17 protein-coding genes are annotated in these 19,126 nt (G+C 67.4%); 8 read left to right on the top strand and 9 right to left on the bottom strand.

Features of this window, described 5'->3' with window-relative positions; genetic code table 11:
- Positions 1–93: 93 nt before the first annotated feature.
- The 5 genes from O3I_RS09560 to O3I_RS46940 form a co-directional block, all read right to left on the bottom strand.
- A complete protein-coding gene (locus tag O3I_RS09560) occupies positions 94–1,089 on the bottom strand; it encodes a sulfate/molybdate ABC transporter ATP-binding protein (RefSeq protein WP_014982704.1) in 996 nt (331 codons plus the stop codon).
- Positions 1,086–1,892: a sulfate ABC transporter permease subunit CysW gene (gene cysW / locus O3I_RS09555; protein ID WP_041562511.1), complete on the bottom strand. Its 807-nt coding sequence runs from the start codon at positions 1,890–1,892 to the stop codon at positions 1,086–1,088. The genes O3I_RS09560 and cysW overlap by 4 nt, the downstream gene beginning before the upstream one ends.
- Positions 1,889–2,722, bottom strand: a complete 834-nt coding sequence (cysT, locus tag O3I_RS09550) for a sulfate ABC transporter permease subunit CysT (RefSeq protein WP_041563583.1) — start codon at positions 2,720–2,722, stop codon at positions 1,889–1,891. The genes cysW and cysT overlap by 4 nt, the downstream gene beginning before the upstream one ends.
- A gap of 91 nt (positions 2,723–2,813) precedes the next feature.
- Complete coding sequence (locus tag O3I_RS09545) at positions 2,814–3,860, bottom strand: sulfate ABC transporter substrate-binding protein (RefSeq protein WP_014982701.1); 1,047 nt, start codon at positions 3,858–3,860, stop codon at positions 2,814–2,816.
- A gap of 203 nt (positions 3,861–4,063) precedes the next feature.
- On the bottom strand, positions 4,064–4,153 hold the full coding sequence (locus O3I_RS46940) for an Ms4533A family Cys-rich leader peptide (RefSeq protein ID WP_324191976.1): 90 nt from the start codon (positions 4,151–4,153) through the stop codon (positions 4,064–4,066).
- A gap of 71 nt (positions 4,154–4,224) precedes the next feature.
- Here O3I_RS46940 and O3I_RS09540 point away from each other — a divergent pair, with 71 nt between their 5' ends.
- On the top strand, positions 4,225–5,286 hold the full coding sequence (locus O3I_RS09540) for a M48 family metallopeptidase (protein ID WP_014982700.1): 1,062 nt from the start codon (positions 4,225–4,227) through the stop codon (positions 5,284–5,286).
- A gap of 194 nt (positions 5,287–5,480) precedes the next feature.
- Here O3I_RS09540 and O3I_RS09535 read toward each other — a convergent pair whose 3' ends face one another.
- Positions 5,481–5,768, bottom strand: a complete 288-nt coding sequence (locus O3I_RS09535; RefSeq protein ID WP_014982699.1) for a hypothetical protein — start codon at positions 5,766–5,768, stop codon at positions 5,481–5,483.
- Between the two features lie 99 nt (positions 5,769–5,867).
- Here O3I_RS09535 and O3I_RS09530 point away from each other — a divergent pair, with 99 nt between their 5' ends.
- Complete coding sequence (locus tag O3I_RS09530; RefSeq protein WP_014982698.1) at positions 5,868–7,853, top strand: glycoside hydrolase family 15 protein; 1,986 nt, start codon at positions 5,868–5,870, stop codon at positions 7,851–7,853.
- A gap of 8 nt (positions 7,854–7,861) precedes the next feature.
- On the opposite strand, the gene O3I_RS09525 is transcribed toward O3I_RS09530, so the two are convergent.
- On the bottom strand, positions 7,862–9,667 hold the full coding sequence (locus tag O3I_RS09525) for a dynamin family protein (protein WP_014982697.1): 1,806 nt from the start codon (positions 9,665–9,667) through the stop codon (positions 7,862–7,864).
- Positions 9,668–9,725: 58 nt separating this feature from the next.
- The gene (locus tag O3I_RS45435; RefSeq protein ID WP_014982696.1) at positions 9,726–11,921 is read right to left on the bottom strand and encodes a hypothetical protein; all 2,196 of its coding nucleotides are present in this window, start codon (positions 11,919–11,921) and stop codon (positions 9,726–9,728) included.
- A 381-nt stretch (positions 11,922–12,302) separates the two neighbouring features.
- On the opposite strand from O3I_RS45435, the gene O3I_RS09515 reads away from it, so the two are divergent.
- From O3I_RS09515 to O3I_RS09505, 3 genes are read left to right on the top strand one after another with little or no spacing between them, the layout of a single operon-like run.
- Entirely contained in the window at positions 12,303–12,683 is a 381-nt protein-coding gene (locus tag O3I_RS09515; RefSeq protein ID WP_014982695.1) for a hypothetical protein, read from the top strand.
- Positions 12,684–12,705: 22 nt separating this feature from the next.
- Complete coding sequence (locus O3I_RS09510; protein ID WP_014982694.1) at positions 12,706–13,398, top strand: response regulator transcription factor; 693 nt, start codon at positions 12,706–12,708, stop codon at positions 13,396–13,398.
- Entirely contained in the window at positions 13,395–14,720 is a 1,326-nt protein-coding gene (locus O3I_RS09505) for a sensor histidine kinase (RefSeq protein WP_014982693.1), read from the top strand. Before O3I_RS09510 ends, O3I_RS09505 begins: the two co-directional genes overlap by 4 nt.
- 4 nt (positions 14,721–14,724) lie before the next feature.
- On the opposite strand, the gene lepA is transcribed toward O3I_RS09505, so the two are convergent.
- Positions 14,725–16,587 carry a translation elongation factor 4 gene (gene lepA / locus O3I_RS09500; protein WP_041562510.1) on the bottom strand — a complete coding sequence of 621 codons (1,863 nt, stop codon included), beginning with the start codon at positions 16,585–16,587 and terminating at the stop codon, positions 14,725–14,727.
- On the opposite strand from lepA, the gene O3I_RS09495 reads away from it, so the two are divergent.
- The 3 genes from O3I_RS09495 (at position 16,586) to O3I_RS09485 (ending at position 19,086) form a co-directional block, all read left to right on the top strand.
- Positions 16,586–17,872: an AAA family ATPase gene (locus tag O3I_RS09495; RefSeq protein ID WP_202804923.1), complete on the top strand. Its 1,287-nt coding sequence runs from the start codon at positions 16,586–16,588 to the stop codon at positions 17,870–17,872. The two genes, lepA and O3I_RS09495, sit on opposite strands and share 2 nt — an antisense overlap.
- A complete protein-coding gene (locus O3I_RS09490) occupies positions 17,869–18,309 on the top strand; it encodes a DUF4276 family protein (protein WP_081593934.1) in 441 nt (146 codons plus the stop codon). The genes O3I_RS09495 and O3I_RS09490 overlap by 4 nt, the downstream gene beginning before the upstream one ends.
- 225 nt (positions 18,310–18,534) lie before the next feature.
- Positions 18,535–19,086 (top strand): type II toxin-antitoxin system PemK/MazF family toxin, encoded by a 552-nt coding sequence (locus O3I_RS09485; protein WP_014982689.1) that lies wholly within the window; start codon positions 18,535–18,537, stop codon positions 19,084–19,086.
- The last annotated feature ends 40 nt before the right edge of the window (positions 19,087–19,126 follow it).

Raw genomic sequence — 19,126 nt, 5'->3', positions numbered from 1 at the left:
GACAATGCGGCAATACTTCGGTGGCCGCGCTCGGCGGATAACCTTGCACCAGCACAAGATCAGCAACGTCGCAGCAGCCGGTCGGCGCGAGCCTCACTGCGCGGGCAGCTCCGGGATCCGGGTGGCCCGGGCGTAGACCGTCTCGCCGTCCGCGAGCCGCAGCGCCTCCGCGTCACCGCGGGTCACCTGGGCGGCGAAGAGATCGCCGGTGGCGGCATTGCGCAGTTCCACCCGGACCTCGAAACCGAGATGCACCACGCGCTCGACCGTCGCCCGGGTGACGCCCGCGGATTCGGCGGTGCCCTCGTGCTCGGCCAGCGCCATGCTCGGCTCGCGGCCGACGCGAATGTCGTGCGGGCGCACCAGATGTCCGTTCAGCCGGGCCACCGCGCCGAGGAACGACATCACGAACTCGTTCGCGGGGCGGTCGTAAACGTCCTCCGGAGAACCGATTTGCTCGATCCGCCCCTTGTTCATCACCGCGATGCGGTCGGCCACATCGAGGGCCTCTTCCTGGTCGTGGGTGACCAGCACGGTGGTGACGTGCACCTCCTCGTGCAGCCTGCGCAGCCAAGTACGCAGGTCCGCACGGACTTTGGCGTCCAGTGCACCGAACGGCTCGTCGAGCAGCAGCACCTGCGGGTCGACCGCGAGCGCGCGCGCCAGGGCCATGCGCTGGCGCTGACCGCCGGACAGCTGCGCCGGGTAGCGATGCTGGAAGCCGTCGAGACCGACGATGCCGAGCAATTCGTCCACCCGCTTGGCGATTTCGGCTTTGGGCCGCTTGCGGATCTTCAGGCCGAACGCCACGTTGTCGCGCACGGTCATATGCTTGAACGCGGCGTAATGCTGGAATACGAAACCGATGTCGCGTTTCTGCGGCGGTACCCGGGTGACGTCGTTGCCCGCGATCACCACGATGCCGGAGTCGAGCGATTCGAGCCCCGCGATCGACCGCAGCAGCGTGGACTTGCCCGAACCCGAGGGTCCGAGCAGGGCCGTCAGCTCGCCGGACGGGATATCGATGGTGACGTCGTCGAGCGCGGCGAACGAACCGTAGTTCTTCTTCGCATTGGTCACGGTGATCATTTGGCGCCCCGCTTGCGTTCGAGGAGGGTCATCAACAGGAGTGTCACGAGCGCGAGGCCCATCAACAGGGTCGCGGCCGAGTAGGCGCCGAAGGTGTTGTGGTCGTTGATGTATCGACCGTGCACCAGCAGCGTCAGGGTCTGCGACTTACCGGGCAGCGCCGAGGAGACCATGATCACCGCGCCGAACTCGCCGAGCGCGCGGGCCACGGTGAGCACCACGCCGTAGGTGAGGCCCCACCGGATGGCGGGCAAGGTGATGCGCCAGAACGTCTGCCAGCGGGTGGCGCCCAGGGTGGCGGCCGCCTGTTCTTGTTCGTCGCCGATCTCGTGCAGCACCGGCTCCACCTCGCGCACCACGAACGGGAGCGTGACGAAGATGGTGGCGATCACCATGCCCGGCAGATTGAAGATCACCTTGAAGCCGATGTCCTCCAGGCCGCCGAACCAGCCGCCGGCGCCCCACAGCAGGATCAGCGCGACGCCGACCACCACCGGCGACACAGCGAACGGCAGGTCGACGATGCCCTGAACCAGGGTGCGCCCCGGGAACTTTCCGCGCACCAGCGCGATCGCGGTGACGATGCCGAAGATCACGTTCACCGGCACCACGATCGCCACGATGATCATCGACAGCTGGAACGCGGAGATGGCGGCGGGCGTGGAGATCGAATCGATGAACGCGCCGATCCCCTTCTCGAAGGTGCGATACAGGATGATCACCAGCGGCAGCACCAGTAAGACGGCCAAGTAGCCCAACGCCACCACCCGCAGCGGAATACGGGACCATGCAGAGAGTTTCAACGCGTCTCCTGTTCCTTGCGCACGCTGCGTTCGGCGAGCAGGCGGAGCACGAGCAGGGTCGCGAACGAAATGACCAGCAGGGCAACCGAAACCGCGGCGGCGTTGATCGGCCGGTCGATTTCGATCTGCTTCTGGATGTATTGCGAAGCCATTTCGGTCTTGCGCGGGATGGCGCCGCCGATCAGCACCACCGAGCCGTATTCGCCGATGGCGCGGGCGAAGGCGAGGCCGCCGCCGGAGATGATCGCCGGGGCCAGCGTCGGTAAAACGATGCGGCGGAACGTGGTCCAGTTGTTCGCGCCCAGCGAGAGCGCCGCCTGTTCCACCTCGCGGTCGGCCTCGATCAGCACCGGCTGCACCGAACGCACCACGAACGGCAGCGTGACGAACGCCAGCGCCACGATGAGGCCGGGTTGGGTCGCGTTGAGGTGGATGTCGATCGGGCTCTGCGGGCCGTACAGCGAGAGCAGCACGATGCTGGCGACGATCGTCGGCAACGCGAACGGCAGGTCGATCAGCGCGTTGACGATGCTCTTGCCCGGGAACTCGTCGCGCACCAGCACCCAGGCGATGAGCGTGCCCATCACCACGTTGATCACCGCGACCACCACCGAGACGAACACGGTGATCCGCAACGAGTCCAGCGCCGCGGGCGCGGTGACCGCGCTCCAGAAGCCGGACCAGCCCTCGTCGAACGAGGTGACGGTGAGTGCGGCCAGCGGCAGCAGCACGATGATGCTGAGCCACAGCACGGCGGTGGCGATGCCGAGCGGGCCCACCGAGCCGGTCACGCGCAGCCACGACCAGTTCACGCGCCCGGCCGGGCTCACCTTCTGGGAACCGCCGGAAACGGGTGCTGCCCCGTCCCCGGCGGTGCTGCTGTCAGTCACAGTCGTCCAGTATTCCGTCCGTTCAGCCCGGTTACTTGGTCGCTTTGTCGTAGATCACGGCGACGGAGCCGGTGTTCGGGGTGAACAGCTCCTTGTCCACGGTCTTCCAGCCACCCAGGTCGGCGATGGTCCACAGCCGCTGCGGGGTCGGGAAGTCCTTGCCGAACTCGGCCGCCACCTTCGGGTCGACCGGCCGGAAACCGGCTGCGGCCCAAGCCCGCTGACCTTCAGGGGTGTACAGGAAGTCACGGAAGGCCACGGCCTTCTCTTGGTTCTTGCTCGATTTGAGCACCGCGACCGGGTTCTCGATCTTGAAGGTGACCGGCGGCACGAAGTGCTCGATCTGGTCGCCGTTGCGCTCGGAGAACAGCGCCTCGTTCTCGTAGCTGAGCAGCACGTCACCGGTGCCCTGCAGGAACGTCTCGGTGGCCTCCCGGCCCGACTTCGGCTGCACCTTCACGTGCTCCTTGGACACCAACTGGCTCAGGAAGTCCAGGCCTGCCTGCGGGTTCTGGCCGCCCTCGGACTTGGCCGCGTAGGGCGCGAGCAGGTTCCACTTGGCCGAGCCCGAGCTGAACGGGTTCGGGGTGACCACCTCGATACCCGGCTTCAGCAGGTCGTCCCAGTCCCTGATGCCCTTCGGGTTGCCCTTGCGGACCACGATCGCGACGACCGAACCGAACGGAATCCCCTTGGTGGCGTCGGCATTCCAGTTCGAGTCGACCAGACCGGCATCGACCAGGCGGGTGATGTCGGGTTCCACGGAGAAGTTCACCACATCGGCCTCGGCACCGTCCTTGACCTTGCGGGACTGATCACCCGAGGCGCCGTAGGAGCCGTTGACGACGACGTTCTTGCCCTGCTCGGTCTTGTTGAACTCCGGCACGACCTTGTCGAAGCCGGGCTTGGGCACCGCGTAGGCGTAGAGGTTGAGCGTGCCACCGCTGCCGTCGGCACCGCTGCCCCCGACCGTGTCACTGGCTCCGCCGCCGCAGGCGGTGAGCACGACCGCCGCGGCTGAGGTGACGGCGATGGCAACGGCGCTGCGGCGCGAGAAGAGCCAAGATTTGCGAGACATTTCGGGGTGGACCTTTCCTACTGGCTGCCGGCTCGGGGCGTCGAGTGGCACAGACATGCTGGTGGATCGGTAGACCTGTCGCCGGAATTATGCGGCAATGGCGTGGCTGTCGGCCGGAAGGCCGCCGGGGGTTCGGGGACGTCTGCGAAAAAATTGCACGCCAGTCTACGAAGTAGGGACGCGCAGCCGTGCCCGGTCGCCGATCAGCGACAGAGAATGTCCGCGACCGCGAGGTTGCCGACCGCGATCAACGCCAATTCATGGCGGACCAGCGGGACGACACTCGAAGACACGGGCAGACTGTAGCAGAGCACGTTGTGTTAGTTCGAATTACAGAGTTCCAGGAAGAGGGGGGTTTCATCCCATGACTACCAGCCCGGATCGGGTCCGCGCGCGATTTCCCGGCATCAGCACCCGCGCGTGGGAGCATCCCGCCGATCGCACCGCCTTGGTCACACTGCGCACACTGTCCGGTTTCGACGCCATCCTGCGCACCCTGTCGGGTTTGCTGCAAGAACGGCAGCACCGGTTGATGTACCTCGCGACGGCGGTGCGGGTGGACGAGCGGCAGTTCCGGTCGCTGCATCAGTTGCGGGAGGACTGTGTCCAGGTGCTCGACGCGCGCACCACGCCGGAGATGTTCGTGCTGCAGAGCCCGCAGGTGAACGCCTTCACGATCGGCATGGACCAGCCGTTCATCGTGCTGACCACGGGTTTGATCGACCTGATGGATACCGAGGAGTTGCGGTTCACCATCGGCCACGAGCTCGGCCACGCACTGTCGGGCCACGCCGTGTACCGCACCATGCTCATGCACTTGCTGCGGATCTCGGCCGGCTTCGGCTGGATGCCGGTGGGCGGCTGGGCATTACGCGCCATCGTCGCCGCGTTGATGGAATGGAGCCGTAAATCCGAGCTCTCCGGCGACCGGGCCGGGCTGCTGTGCGTGCAGGACGTCGATACCTCGGTGCGGGTGCACATGAAGACGGCGGGCGGCACCTGGATCAAGGAGATGAATCACGGCGCGTTCCTGGCCCAGGCCGACGACTACGAACGCTCCGGCGACCTGCGCGACGGTGTGCTGAAACTGCTCAATCTGGAATTGCAGAGCCATCCGTTCTCGGTGCTGCGTGCTTCGGAGCTGCGGCGCTGGATCCAGAGCGGCGAATACGACCGCATCCTCGCCGGCGACTACCCGCGGCGCGAACACGACAAGAACGCCAGCATCGGCGCGGAGATCAAGGAGGCCGCCCGGACCTATCGCAACAACTTCGACCAGTCCGAGGATCCGCTGATCCGCACCGTGCGAAACCTCGGCAAGGATGTGGGCGCGGCCGTGAACACGGTCGGTCAAGAGGTGGGCGACACCGTGTCCAAGATCGGCAAGCGGTTCAACGACTGGCGCTCGGGCGAGCAGAACAACTAGGTGCCGTTCGATAGCTGCCGCGGGCGGTTTCGCACGAAGCGCGCGTGTCGGTCGGCTGACACGCGCGCGGGACGACAGGAGGTGCGCGGCGGGACGGCTACAAGCAGCCCACCTTTGTCAGCGGGTGAAGAACCAGGCGACGACCACCAACACCAGCAGGGCGATCAAGGCCAGCTGGACGCGCGAACGTGGCATCAGCGGGCACCGCTCTGCACGGGCCTGCGCGGGTCGCCGGGCAGCAGCACCGCGTCCGGATCGGCGGTGAGGGTGGCGGCATCGGCCGGCACCCGCACCGCGGGGTCGGCGGGGTGTTTGCGATCGAGCACCCGCAGCGCGGCGCGCAGCACCCGATCCAGCGCGAAGGCGATGGCGAAGCAGATCGGGACCATGCCGACGAGCACGACCAGGAACTGCGGGATGAACGGGAGTCCCGCAACCCACAGCTCGAAGCTGTCCCACCAACCTGCGATGTGATGTACCACGAACCCAGCCTAGTGCGTCCACCTGAGAGAGAAGCAAGCCCGATTCCGACGGGGGCAGAGACCCCTATTCGCAGGCTAGGGGCATAGATACTGTGAGGTATGCCGTCCTCCGATGATCTCACCGTCGACGAACCGTACGACCTGCCGGTACCCAGCCAGCTGACCGAGCCGCGGCACGGCGCCTTCCCGCCGATCGACGACTACGCGTTCCTGTCCGACTGCGAGACCAGCTGCCTGATCGGCAACAACGGCGCGGTCGAGTGGATGTGCGTCCCCCGCCCGGATTCGCCGAGCATCTTCGGCGCGATGCTCGACCGCAGCGCGGGCCACTTCCGGATCGGCCCGTACGGCGTGAACGTGCCCGCCGCGCGGCGCTATCTGCCGGGCGGGATGATCCTCGAAACCACCTGGCAGACCGAGACCGGCTGGCTGATCGTGCGCGACGCGCTGGTGCTCGGGCCGTGGCACAACAACGATCAGCGCTCCAAGACGCACCGCCGCACCCCGATGGACTGGGATGCCGAGCACATGCTGCTGCGCACGGTGAAATGCGTGAACGGCACCGTCGAGCTGGAGATGAGCTGCGAGCCCTCGTTCGACTACCACCGCGCGACGGCCCGCTGGGAGTACACCGGCAAGGTGTACGAGGAGGCCACGGCGGTCCGCACCGACGACCCGGCCGCCGGACCGACGCTGGTGCTCACCACAGACCTGCGGCTCGGTTTGGAGGGCCGGGAGGCCAGGGCACGCACCAGGATGCAGGAGGGCGACGAGGTGTATGTCGCGTTGACCTGGTCGGAGCTGCCCGCACCGAAGACGTATCAGGATGCGGCGCAGAAGATGTGGCAGACCACCGAGTCCTGGCGGCAGTGGATCACCCTCGGGAATTTCCCGGATCACCCGTGGCGCAGCTACTTACAGCGCAGCGCGCTGACGCTCAAGGGCCTTACCTACGCCCCCACCGGGGCCCTGCTCGCCGCGTCCACCACCTCCCTGCCGGAAACGCCTGGCGGCGAGCGCAATTGGGACTACCGCTACACCTGGGTGCGCGACTCCAGCTTCGCCCTGTGGGGCTTGTACACGCTCGGGCTCGATCGCGAGGCCGACGACTTCTTCGCGTTCCTGCGCGACGCGACCACCGGCGACAACGGCGATGCTGTTCCGCTGCAAGTGCTTTACGGCATCGGCGGTGAACGACTGATCACCGAGGAGACCCTCGATCACCTCAGCGGCTACGACCGGGCGCGTCCGGTGCGCATCGGCAACGCCGCCTACAACCAGGATCAGCACGACATCTGGGGCACCATGCTCGACGCCGTGTACCTGCACGTGAAGTCGCGGCAGCAGGTACCGGAAACGTTGTGGCCGTTGCTGGAACGTCAGGTGCGCGCGGCCATCGCGCGCTGGCGCGAGCCCGACCGCGGCATCTGGGAGGTGCGCGGCGAGCCACAGCATTTCACCTCGTCCAAGGTGATGTGCTGGGTCGCGCTCGACCGCGGCGCGAAACTGGCCGAACTGCACGGCCAGATCGAGCACGCGACCGAGTGGTACACCATCGCCGACGAGATCAAGGACGACATCCTCACCCACGGGGTGAACAGCAACGGCGTCTTCACGCAAACCTATGGCGGCGACACCCTGGACGCCTCACTGCTGCTGGCGGTGCTGACCCGTTTCCTGCCGCCGCACGATCACCGGATCCGCGCCACCGTGCTGTCCATCGCCGACCGGCTCACCGAGAACGGACTGGTGCTGCGCTACCGCACCGAGACCACCGACGACGGATTGTCCGGCGCCGAAGGCACTTTCACCATCTGCTCGTTCTGGCTGGTGTCCGCGCTGGTCGAAATCGGCGAGGTGCAGCGGGCCAGGCACCTGTGCGAGCGCCTGCTCGGCTTCGCCAGCCCCCTGCAGCTCTACGCGGAGGAGATCGACCCGCGCAGCGGACGCCACCTCGGCAACTTCCCCCAGGCCTTCACCCACCTCGCCCTGATCAACGCGGTCACCCACGTCATCAGAGCCGAAGAAAACCGCCCCGCCAGCGGCTTCCAACCCGCCCACGTACCAGCGAACCGCCCCGCCTGAGGGCGGGGTCAGGGGGCGACGAGGCCGTCGGCCTGTTCACGCAGTTCGCGCAGTTTGACGATCTGCTTGTCCAGGTCGGCGATGCGGTCGCCGCTGCGGTCGCCGTATTTCTGGTAGGCGGCCTCGGCGAGGCGCAGGGCCTCGTCGGCCTGCTTGGCGACATTGCCGGCGATTTCGGTGAAGTGGTCGCGCAGGACACGTTGCATGGCGCGCAGGCGATTTCGTGATTCCTTGCTGACCTGGAAGATCACGTCGTCCATGAGCCTGGCGACCGCCACCTTGGCCTCGGCACGCCGACGGGCCTTGCGATTCTTACGGTCGTCCCACAGCGCGTTGACACCGAGCAGCACACCCGCACCGGCCGAGTACCAGTTCACCAGCGACATGCCGAGCAGGCTGGTGGCGAGACCGACCATCAGGACACCGCCGTAGGAACCGCGCAGACCCGACAGAAACGGCTCGGTCACACCGACTTTCGCGCTTTCGAGCGGCTCCAGCGGTTGCACCGCCTCCAGCACCTCACCGGGGTTTTCCAATCGCATATCCGGTATCGGGGCGGTTCGGTTGTCTGCCAAGAACTTCGAGGCCACCTGCTCGGACAGCTCGACCGAACGATAGTGCGCCATCACGAAATTCTCTTCGACGGCCTCGCAGATACGGGCGTCCAAGTCGGTGCCGAATTCCTTCCAGCGGCGCGCGGGATCGTGCTGCATGATCTCGGCTTCCGCGTCGCGCACCAGATTGCGCAACCGGTGCCGCAGATCATGTTCGATATCGGCCATCAGCTCGGTGCTGCCATCCACCAGCGTGACCTGCCAGTTCGACGTGCGCTGCCGCAGCTGGTCCGCATCGTCGCGAGCGCGGACGAGTTTGTCGGTGATCTCGGCGCGCCGGCGCGGGTCGCGCAGCGATTCGACCTCGTTGCGCAGGGTCAGCGCGAGATGGTCACTCACCAGGCGGATGTCCTGCACGGCCGCGTCCAGCGCCACGCTGTCCGCGCGCGACACCACGTAGTCGCGCAGATGGTCGATCAGTTGCGGCACACCGGATTCGATATCGCGCTGGTAGTTGCCGGACAGTCCCGCCTGCCGGTGCAGTTCCGCCGAGACCGGCGCCACCGCGAAGCCGAGCCCGGCGGCGTCGAGCAGTTCCCGATTGCGCTGCTGGGTGTGCGACCAGTGGGAGAACTGGTCGATCTTGTTGAGCACACAGATGACCGTGGGGCAGATCTGCTGGATGCGCTGCAGGTAGGCGATCTGGTCGACGGTGAGTTCGGTGGCCGCGTTGCCGACGTAGAGCACGGCGTCGGCGGCGGCGATCATCGACCAGGTGGTGTTGTCGGCGGCGCCGCGCGTGCCGGGCGCGTCCATCACCACGACCCCGTCGGCCAGCAGCGGGCTGGGCTGGGTGAATTCGGCGCGGATCACGCCGAACGCGGAGATCGCGGGGCCGGGGTCGAGCGGATCCACCGACTGCCGTTCGGTCCGTCCGTCGACCGAACGCACCAGTGTCGCAGTCGGTTCCGGCCCGTACTCGACGATGACGGGCACGCTCAGGTCACTGTCGGTGGCACTGACCGACGCGCCGACCAGGCTGTTGACCAGCGTGCTCATCCCGTTCTTGGGCTCGCCGACCACGACGAGCCGCACCCGTGGGTCGCTGACCCGGGCGCGCACCATGCTCAAACGACTGCCGAGGTCGTCCCGCCCCGCGAATCCGGCGATCTCCCGCAGTTCGTCGAGTATCCGGATCAGCGGCGCCATCGCGTCCGGGTGTTTCACCGTCGCGGCCTTCAGCCCGGCTGCGGCAGACAACCGTCCTCCTTACAGTGGTTTGCTTTCGATCTGCACGGGACGCCCCCTGCGTTCCGGTTTACAGCAACGTTATGTCCACGCCGCCCGGGACGATGTGGTGGGTCTCCGCCAGGGTCGCCTCCGGCATCAACCCACCGGACAGACCACCGCTCGCGGCGACCGTGAGCGGCGCGTGATCGGTGTAGGTCACGTGATCCACGACCTGCACCGAGTCCCCTGCCGGATAGTACGGCCCGACATTGATCGGGTCGGAGATACCGTGCGGCTTCGGGTCGACGACCGGCGGCTTGTAGGTGGGCACGGGCGCCTGGCTAGGCGTCGGTGCGTGGTAGGTCGGCGGCAGATCGGCCGTCGGGGCCGGCGCGTTGTGCGTCGGCACGTCCCGGGTCGGGATGTCGTGCGTCGGCACCGTCGCGGTCGGTTCCGGCTGGGTGGCCGTCGGCACGTCGCGGGTGGGTGCGGTCGGCTGCGTCGGCGCGGTCGGCTGGGTGGTGATGTCGTCGCCCGCACCGCTCGTGGGGCCGGTGGGTGCCGTGCCCGGAGTGGTCACATCGTCATCGGGGGACGTGGTCGGGACGTGGGTCGACGGCTGGGATCCGGTCGTCCCCGGGACCTTCGTGGTGGGGTCGGTCTGGCCGGTGCTCGGCTGGGTGTGCGGCGTCGTCGGAGTCGACACGCCGGGCACCTTGGTCACGTCGGGGTTCGACGTCTTCGGCACCGACGGCGTGGTGACGTCGGACGGCACCACCGGGGTCGTCGGCACCGTCTTGGTGATGGTGGTCGGCGAGTTCGTCGTCGACGGGGTCGAGACGTCGGTGGGACGCGAATGATCAACCACCGGAGTCGGTTTCACCACCGGCGTCGGGCGCGCCTGATCGAACAACGCGGGCGTCGCGGCGGCCGGCGCGGTGAGCACCGAGGGACCGGCAGGCGGGGCGCCGATCACGTTCGCGATCGGCGTGCTGGCCGCGTCGGGCTGGATCGTGGTCTGCAACGGGGTGGCCACCACCGGCTGCGCGGCGCTCGCCACCGGCGCGACGACCGCCGGAGCCACGACCGCGGGCGCGACGGCGACCGGCGCCACGGCAGCGGGCGCGACCGCGGCCACGACCGGCGCGGGCGGCTGCGCGACTGGCTGGGTAGCAGCCGGAGGCGCCGCAGTCTGGGTAGCAGCCGGTGCCGGCGACTGAGCGGACATGGCCGACTGTGTCGTGGAGGGACCGCCGAGCGGCGTGGTGAGTCCCCCGACGACGCCCGGGTTCCCGTGATGGTTCGAGTCGGTCGGGTCGGTCGCCGACCGCGCGCCACCGGACTGCGCGGGCAGCGCGCTGCCGAGCCAGTCGGTGAAGTTGTCGAGCTGGTCGCCTACCTGGCCGACGCCGACGTCCACCTTCATCTCGGAGTTGAAGTAGATGCCGTTCGGGCCGACGCCGAAATCGACCTGCCACGAGGTGCCGACGAAGACGCCGAGGTTGTCCCCGCCGACGCCGTCGAACGGGCCGTCACCCGTCGGCGTTCCGGCCGAGGGCGTGCCCGCGATCGGGTGCGTGCCGGGCAGATCGAACGAGCCCGGCGCGACGAAGCCGTTGGTGCCGGGCAGGCCGAAGCCGTGACCCGCCTGACCGAGTCCGTGCCCGGGCAGGCCGAAGCCTTGGCCGCCGGGCAGATCGAGATCGTGGTTCGGGGCGTTGCCGGGCGTGCCCGGCAGTTGCAGTCCGCCGGACTGCGCCGTGTCCGTGCCGGGGAGGCCGCCGATACCGGGCACACCGTCGGAGGCCGCGTTGCCGGGCAGGCTCGGCAGGCCGAAGCCGTGGCCGGAATCGGTCCCGGGCAGGCCGGGCAGTCCTGCGTCGGTGCCGTTGTAGTCACCGTGCAGCGTCGGCAGCGGGAAGTTCGCGCCGCCGGCGGTGCCGGGCAGGTCGAAACCGGAATTGCCGTGCGAGACCGGGAGATTCGGCGAATGCTGCGGGTTCAGCGGCGCGGGTTCGATGACCGGGTCCGGAAACGTGATGACCGGTGAGGGGGCACCGGAGTCCGGGTCGCTGTTGTGCGCCCAGCCGGTGTTCATGCTGTCCAACCGGGAACCGGGCGCGGCAGGCACGCCGCCGCCGTTCGCCGCGATCAGTGCGCCACCGGTGACGTAGGCGCCCGCGCGGGCGACGCGCGCGACGCCGGTGGCTACTCGATAGGCGGTATCACCCGTGCGCTCGGCTCCCTCGGTGGCGTCGTCATCGAAGGGCAGGTCACGCGTCATGAAAGCTCCATCTCGGGTTCCAGCAGCCATCCTCACGCGTCCGGCCGGACCGAGTGAAGATCACCTAACACTATTTCGGGAAAACCCGACTGTCACTTTACCCAGGACTGTAGAGAGTCCAGCGGTGGCGAGCAACACAACCTTGCCATCCCCAAAAGCAGAACGAAAGCCCTATTTCTAGTGGGTCGAGCAAACCATCGGACGCTTTCAAAACCGGCGATGACCAGGACCGATTCTGCCCGTTCGAACGCGGCGCACCAGCGATTCCGGCAGACCTAAGAGTTCTCTAACAGTTACTCAACGACTCGTGAAGATCCCGTACCTAACGTCGAACTCGTCGAGCCACCCGGTCGACAGGATCGAGCTGAAGGAGACCCCCTCATGACCTCACTCATCGGACGTCGCGTCGCCGCCGTGCTGGGCGGAACAGCGCTCACCGCCGCCGTGGTCGCGGGCATGGCGGGTGCTGCCTCGGCGCAGCCCGTCCGTCCCGCCGTTCCCGCGCCCGCGCCCGGCGTCCCGGCCGAGCCGGTCGGTCCCGGTCAGGTCGTGGTGTGCCCGTCGATCGATGACCCGGACGGGCAGGTCGTGATCACCACGAACGAGGGCGAGGACGGTCCCTGGGTGACCATCGAACGTCAGGGCCCGGTTGAAGCGGTGCCCGCCACCCCGATCGACCCGGCGACGCCGCTCGTGCCCGGGACGCCGCCGCTGGCCACCGCTCCGCTCGACGAAGGCTGCGTCGCCGCCAGCGTGCGCTGACCTGCGGGACTACTGTTGATCCATGACCGGACACCGGATCTTGGTCGTGGACGACGAGGTTCGTGTCCTCGCGTCGCTGCGACGCGGGCTGGAGCTTTCCGACTTCGAGGTGATCACCGCGAGCGACGGCGCCGAGGCGCTGACCATGTGCCGCACCGAGACGCCCGACGCCATGGTGTTGGACGTGAACATGCCGACGCTCGACGGTGAAGGCGTGGTCACGGCGTTGCGCGCGATGGGCAACGACATCCCGATCTGCGTGCTCAGCGCGCGCAGCGCCGTGACCGACCGGATCGCCTGCCTGGAACGCGGCGCCGACGACTACCTCACCAAACCCTTCGACCTCGGCGAACTCGTCGCCCGGCTGCGCGCGCTGTTGCGCCGCCGGGTCGGCGCCGCCGAGCCCGCCGGCGCGCCGGTGCGGGTCGGCCAGGTGCAGATCGACCTGGCCGGGCATCGCGTGCTGGCCGCGGGCAAGCCCGTCGACCTGACCAAACGAGAATTCGAGGTACTCGCGTTGCTCGCCGACCATCCGGGGATCGTGCTCGGCCGCGAGCAGATCCTTTCCGCGGTATGGGGTTACGACTTCCCGACCGACACCAACGTGGTCGACGTCTTCGTCTCGTATCTGCGCCGCAAACTCGAGGCGCCCGGCGCGGCACGGGTGGTGCACACGGTGCGCGGCGTCGGATTCGTCCTGCGGGAGCAGCCGTGAAACGTTCGCCGTCACTGCGTACCCGGGTGGCGGTGGTGTCCGGCGTGGTCGCGGCACTCGTCGCGCTCACCCTCACCGTCACCTTCGCCGCGCTGCTCAACGCGTCCGGCGAGCGACAGCTCGACGAGACCGTCTCCTCGATGGCGGTCCGGGTCGCGCCGCCGCTGAAAGGTGTTCCGGCGGAAACACTCCCGGCTCCGGGGCCGCCCGGGCCGGCCGTACCGCCGCCGCCTGCCGCGCCGGAACGCGCGGGCCCTTCGACCTATGCGACCGAAGCGCCGACCGCGGCCGACATCCCGGATGCGGCCACCACCGTCCGGCGCGACGACCTGCCCTCCGACGTGGCGATCGCCCGCGTCGACGGACTGCCCGGTGTGCTCGTCTCGCTGGACCCGAACCGCGACGTCGTCGCCTCCGCCATTCACCGCAGCCAGTTGATCGGCCTCGGCATCGGCGTGGCCGGAGCACTGATCGCGGCCGTACTCGGTTGGCTCCTGGCCGGTTACGCCGCGCGCCCGCTGCGCAGCCTCGCCGCCGCCACCCACGGCATCGACACGCTCGAAGAGCTGCCGCCGCTGTCCGGCCGCGGCGCGCGGGAATCCGAGGAACTCTCCGACGCCATCACCCGCATGCTGACCAGGCTGGAAGCCGCACACCACGCCACCAATCGCGCGCTGACCAGTGCGCGCGACTTCGCCGCCGTCTGCGCGCACGAGCTGCGCACTCCGCTGACCGCGCTGCGCACCGACCTACAGGTGTTGGCCACCAAGGAGATTCCCGCCGAACAGCGCGGCGCGATCCTGTCCGAGGTGCTCTTCGCCGAGCAGCAGATCGAGAACACGCTCACCGACCTGGAGCGGCTCGCGGTCGGCGAACTCACCGAACCCGACGTGTTCGAATCCTTCGACCTGTGCGAAACCCTGGACCGCGCAGCGCAGGACGCGCAACGCCGCTACCCCGACGTCGCCGTCACACTCACCGAATGCGAGCCCGTCACCGTGACCGGACTGCCCGGCGGCGTGCTGCTCATCGTCACCAACGCCGTCGCGAACGCCGTGCAGCACGGTCACGCCGACACCATCGCCATCTCCGTGACCCCCCGCGCCGACGAGGTCGACATCCTGATCGACGACAACGGTTCCGGCATCCCGGAAACCGTCTGCCCCAACACCTTCGACCGCTTCGTCAAAGGCCCCGGCTCCCCCGGCTCCGGCCTCGGCCTGGCCCTCGTCCTACAACAAGCCGAACTCCACTCCGGCACAGCCGAACTCACCAAGAGCCCCCTAGGCGGCACCCGCCTGCGGGTGACGCTGAAAACTTAGCGGCCTACTTCTGGCCCTTCGGCTTGTCGGAGGCGGCGTCGGAGGAGAGGGCGGCCACGAAGGCTTCCTGCGGGACGTCGACTCGGCCGATCGTCTTCATCCGCTTCTTGCCTTCCTTCTGCTTCTCCAGCAGCTTGCGCTTGCGGCTGATGTCGCCGCCGTAGCACTTGGCGAGCACGTCTTTGCGGATGGCGCGGATGTTCTCGCGGGCAATGATCTTCGAGCCGATGGCCGCCTGGATGGGCACCTCGAACTGCTGACGCGGGATGAGTTCGCGCAGCTTGGTGGTCATCTTGTTGCCGTAGGCCTGCGCCGCGTCCTTGTGCACGATCGCGCTGAACGCGTCGACGGCCTCGCCCTGCAGCAGGATGTCCACCTTCACCAGCGACGACTCCTGCACGCCCGACTCTTCGTAGTCGAGGCTGGCGTAGCCGCGGGTGCGCGACTTCAGCGAGTCGAAGAAGTCGAAGATGATCTCCGCCATCGGCATGGTGTAGCGCAGCTCGACCCGGGTCTCGGACAGGTAGTCCATGCCGCCGAGTTCGCCGCGGCGCCCCTGGCACAGCTCCATGATCGAGCCGATGAACTCGCTGGGCGAGATGACCGTGCACTTCACCACCGGCTCGAACACGTGCCGGACCTTGCCCTCCGGCCAGTACGACGGGTTGGTGACGACGTGCTCGCTGCCGTCCTCCATCTCCACCGTGTAGACCACGTTGGGCGCGGTGGAGATCAGGTCCAGGTCGAATTCGCGTTGCAGGCGTTCGCGGGTGATCTCCATGTGCAGCAGGCCGAGGAAGCCGCAGCGGAAACCGAACCCGAGTGCCACCGAGGTTTCCGGCTCGTAGGTCAGCGCGGCATCGTTGAGCTGGAGCTTGTCCAGCGCGTCGCGCAGGTCGGGGTAGTCCGAGCCGTCGACCGGGTACAGGCCGGAGTACACCATCGGGCGCGGCTCGCGGTAGCCGGTGAGCGGTTCGGTGGCACCGTTGCGCGCGGCCGTCACCGTGTCGCCGACCTTCGACTGGCGCACGTCCTTCACGCCGGTGATCAGGTAGCCGACCTCGCCGACGCCGAGCCCCTGGGTCGCCTTGGGTTCCGGCGAGACGATGCCGACCTCGAGCAGTTCGTGCTGCGCGCCGGTGGACATCATCTTGATCTTCTCGCGCGGGATGATCTTGCCGTCCACCACGCGGACATAGGTGACCACGCCGCGGTAGGTGTCGTAGACCGAGTCGAAGATCATCGCGCGGGCCGGCGCGTCCGGGTCGCCGACCGGCGCGGGCACCTGCTTGATGACCTCGTTCAACAGTTCGGGCACGCCGACACCGGTCTTGCCGGAGACGCGCAGCACGTCGTCGGGCTCGCACCCGATGATGTGCGCGATCTCGCCGGCGTAGCGGTCCGGGTCCGCGGCGGGCAGGTCGATCTTGTTGAGCACCGGGATGATCGTCAGATCCTTGTCCAGTGCCAGGTAGAGGTTGGCCAGGGTCTGCGCCTCGATGCCCTGGGCCGCGTCGACGAGCAGCACCGCGCCCTCGCACGCCTCCAGCGCACGCGACACCTCGTAGGTGAAGTCGACGTGACCGGGCGTGTCGATCAGGTGCAGCACGTAGTCGGTGCCGTCCGCCTGCCACGGCAACCGCACGTTCTGTGCCTTGATGGTGATGCCGCGCTCGCGCTCGATATCCATCCGGTCCAGATATTGGGCGCGCATCTGCCGGTCCTCGACCACTCCGGTCAGTTGCAGCATCCGATCGGCCAGCGTCGACTTGCCGTGATCGATGTGCGCGATGATGCAGAAGTTCCGGATCCGAGCCGGATCGGTGAACGTCGTATCGGCGAAGCTGGCGGGCACTCCACTCCTCATGGGTATCGGCAAACTGTCCTCTATCGTCCCATGCGCAGTACTGGGCCACCGCCATCGGTCTGCTGAACCACGTGGGGCCAATTGCGGTCAGCGCCGATTTCGAGTCGGCGCACGAGCAATCCGGGGAACGTCAGTGGCTCATCGTAGAGTTAGCCCCATGCCGGGCCAACCGCTGAAGACAATCCAGATCGAGGGATTCACCTCGATCAGATCGGCGACGGTCGAGCTTCGCCAACTGAACATTCTGGTGGGTGCGAATGGAGCGGGGAAGAGCAACTTCGTCCAGGCGCTCGCGCTGCTCGGACGAATCGTCGACTGTGAGCTCGGACTGTTCGTCGGTCTCAACGGCGGCGCCTCGGCACTGCTGACCGACGGTGACGGCAGCTCTCGGATTCGCTTGGAACTCGATGCGGAACCCAACTCGTACGAGGCGGTCCTCGTCCCGGCGGCGAACGACGAACTGATCTTCGAGACCGAAGTCGTGTACTACCACGAGCCGGAGTACGACCGTCCATACCAGAAGTCGCTCGGGCGCGGGCATCGCGAAACACGTCTGGCCACTGACGTCGGCGACCCACGCGGTGGCATCGCCAAGTACGTCTTCGCACTGCTCGAAGGCTGCAAGGTCTTCCACTTCCACGATACGAGCGCGAACGCCCCGGTGAAACGGATGGTCTCCACCGCAGACAACCTGAATCTGCGCTCGGACGCCGGCAACCTGGCCCCTTATCTGTATCGCTTGCGGACCAGCGACGAGGCTGCCGACCAAGCCGCCTACCGCCGGATCGTCGGCGCAATTCAGTTGGTGGCACCGTTCTTTCGGGATTTCGTGCTGCAGCCCGAAAACAACGACCGAATCCGCCTTCGATGGCAGCAGCAAGGCTCCGACGCGGTCTTCTCAGCCAATCAGATGTCGGACGGCACGCTTCGATTCGTCTGTTTGGCGACGCTTTTGCTGCAACCAGAGTTGCCCGCCCTGGTCGTCTTGGACGAACCCGAACTAGGCCTGCATCCTTTCGCCATCGTGCAGCTCGCGAACTTGCTCCGACAAGCCTCGGCCCCCGCACGGAGTCAAGTTCTGATCGCCACCCAATCGGTCACCCTGATGAACCAGTTCGAGGTCGATGATCTGATCGTCGTCGAACGCAGAGCCGGTGGTTCGGCCTTCTCCCGCCCAGACGCCGCCGAACTCGAAGCCTGGCTGGCGGAATACTCACTCGGTGAGCTGTGGGAAAAGAACCTGCTCGGCGGTCGTCCCGCCAGGGAGGACCTCGACGAGACATGACGACCAGCTATCACCGCCTTCACTTCTTGGTAGAAGGGCCTGGGATGGCAGACATTCCCACCGGCTTGGCTCCCCGTGACCGGGTGGCTCATGTCGAAGGTTCGCTCGCGGCCGCCGCAGCTGATCACCGGTTTGTGCCGCATCTGATCCTGCACGAGCTGGAGACCTGGGTTTTCGCTGCCGCAGAGCAGGTCGGCTGCCTCTTGCCGGGACTGACCGAGAAACTAGTCAGAGACGTACATATCGCAGGTGGACCCGAACTGATCAATGACGGCCCGGATACCGCACCATCGAAGCGAATCCTCGACTACTGCCCGCAATACTCGAAAACCAACGATGGTCCGCTGGCCATCGCCGATCTGGGCGTTGCCGAACTCCGTACGCAATGCCCCCACTTCGACGCCTGGCTCGAAGTACTGGACAACCACCTGTCCTGACCGTGCACCCACGGCGTTGAAACATAAGTGAGCGCTCGCACATCCGTGCCTCATCGCTATAACTGCCGGAGCCTATCCCGAACTGCCTCGCCCCTGCTTACGAGGACCTTTGCTCAGCTCGCTCGTCTGATTCGGTATCACAAGCCCAGATCAGCAAATTCAGAGTTCGCCCGCCGGCGGTCCGGCACGGATGAGAAGCGCGGCGTACGCCGTTATATTGCGAAGATGGCCCGAAGTTGGAACTCCCTCGGCAAGCAGCTCGGCATCATCGCGAAGGAGCAGGGTCCCAGGATCGTTCGGCAGCAGGGACCGAAGTTGGTGGAGCGGCTGGTCGGTTCGCTGACCCAGCGTGGGACACGTCCGGTGCGGGTGCGGCCGACCGCGTCCACGCCGGTGCCGACGGCCGAACGGGCGCGGCAGATCGTGTACTCGCCGCAGCTGGACGGGCGCGCGGATCCCGGTGAGATCGTGTGGACCTGGGTGCCGTACGAGGAGGATCCGGCCAACGGCAAGGATCGCCCGGTGCTGGTGGTCGGCCGCGACCGCAGGACGCTGCTCGGCCTGATGCTGTCGTCGAAGGCGGACCGCGCCTTCGACCGGAACTGGGTCGGCATCGGCAGCGGCAGCTGGGATGCCGAAGGCCGGCCGAGCTGGGTCCGGCTGGACCGCGTGCTCGACGTCCCCGAGGACGGCATCCGCCGCGAAGGAGCCATCCTGCCGCGCAAGACCTTCGACCTGGTGGCGCACCGTCTGTGCGCCGAATACGCCTGGCACTGAACCGAAGTCGCCGGGCTCGGCCGAGCCCGGCGACCGGTGA

It is taken from the genome of Nocardia brasiliensis ATCC 700358, assembly GCF_000250675.2.
Lineage (GTDB): Bacteria > Actinomycetota > Actinomycetes > Mycobacteriales > Mycobacteriaceae > Nocardia > Nocardia brasiliensis_B.
Note: the sequence above shows the minus strand (reverse complement) of the source record. Positions and strands in the feature narration are given on the sequence as shown.

Excerpts from the sequence above, each read along its gene's own strand:
- O3I_RS09495 (WP_202804923.1), top strand. The coding sequence starts at position 16,586 with ATGGGTATCGGCAAACTGTCCTCTATCGTCCCATGCGCAGTACTGGGC.
- O3I_RS09490 (WP_081593934.1), top strand. The coding sequence starts at position 17,869 with ATGACGACCAGCTATCACCGCCTTCACTTCTTGGTAGAAGGGCCTGGG.
- O3I_RS09540 (WP_014982700.1), top strand. The coding sequence starts at position 4,225 with ATGACTACCAGCCCGGATCGGGTCCGCGCGCGATTTCCCGGCATCAGC.
- lepA (WP_041562510.1), bottom strand. The coding sequence starts at position 16,587 with ATGAGGAGTGGAGTGCCCGCCAGCTTCGCCGATACGACGTTCACCGAT.
- O3I_RS09510 (WP_014982694.1), top strand. The coding sequence starts at position 12,706 with ATGACCGGACACCGGATCTTGGTCGTGGACGACGAGGTTCGTGTCCTC.
- O3I_RS45435 (WP_014982696.1), bottom strand. The coding sequence starts at position 11,921 with ATGACGCGTGACCTGCCCTTCGATGACGACGCCACCGAGGGAGCCGAG.
- O3I_RS09515 (WP_014982695.1), top strand. The coding sequence starts at position 12,303 with ATGACCTCACTCATCGGACGTCGCGTCGCCGCCGTGCTGGGCGGAACA.
- O3I_RS09530 (WP_014982698.1), top strand. The coding sequence starts at position 5,868 with ATGCCGTCCTCCGATGATCTCACCGTCGACGAACCGTACGACCTGCCG.
- O3I_RS09485 (WP_014982689.1), top strand. The coding sequence starts at position 18,535 with ATGGCCCGAAGTTGGAACTCCCTCGGCAAGCAGCTCGGCATCATCGCG.
- O3I_RS09545 (WP_014982701.1), bottom strand. The coding sequence starts at position 3,860 with ATGTCTCGCAAATCTTGGCTCTTCTCGCGCCGCAGCGCCGTTGCCATC.
- O3I_RS09560 (WP_014982704.1), bottom strand. The coding sequence starts at position 1,089 with ATGATCACCGTGACCAATGCGAAGAAGAACTACGGTTCGTTCGCCGCG.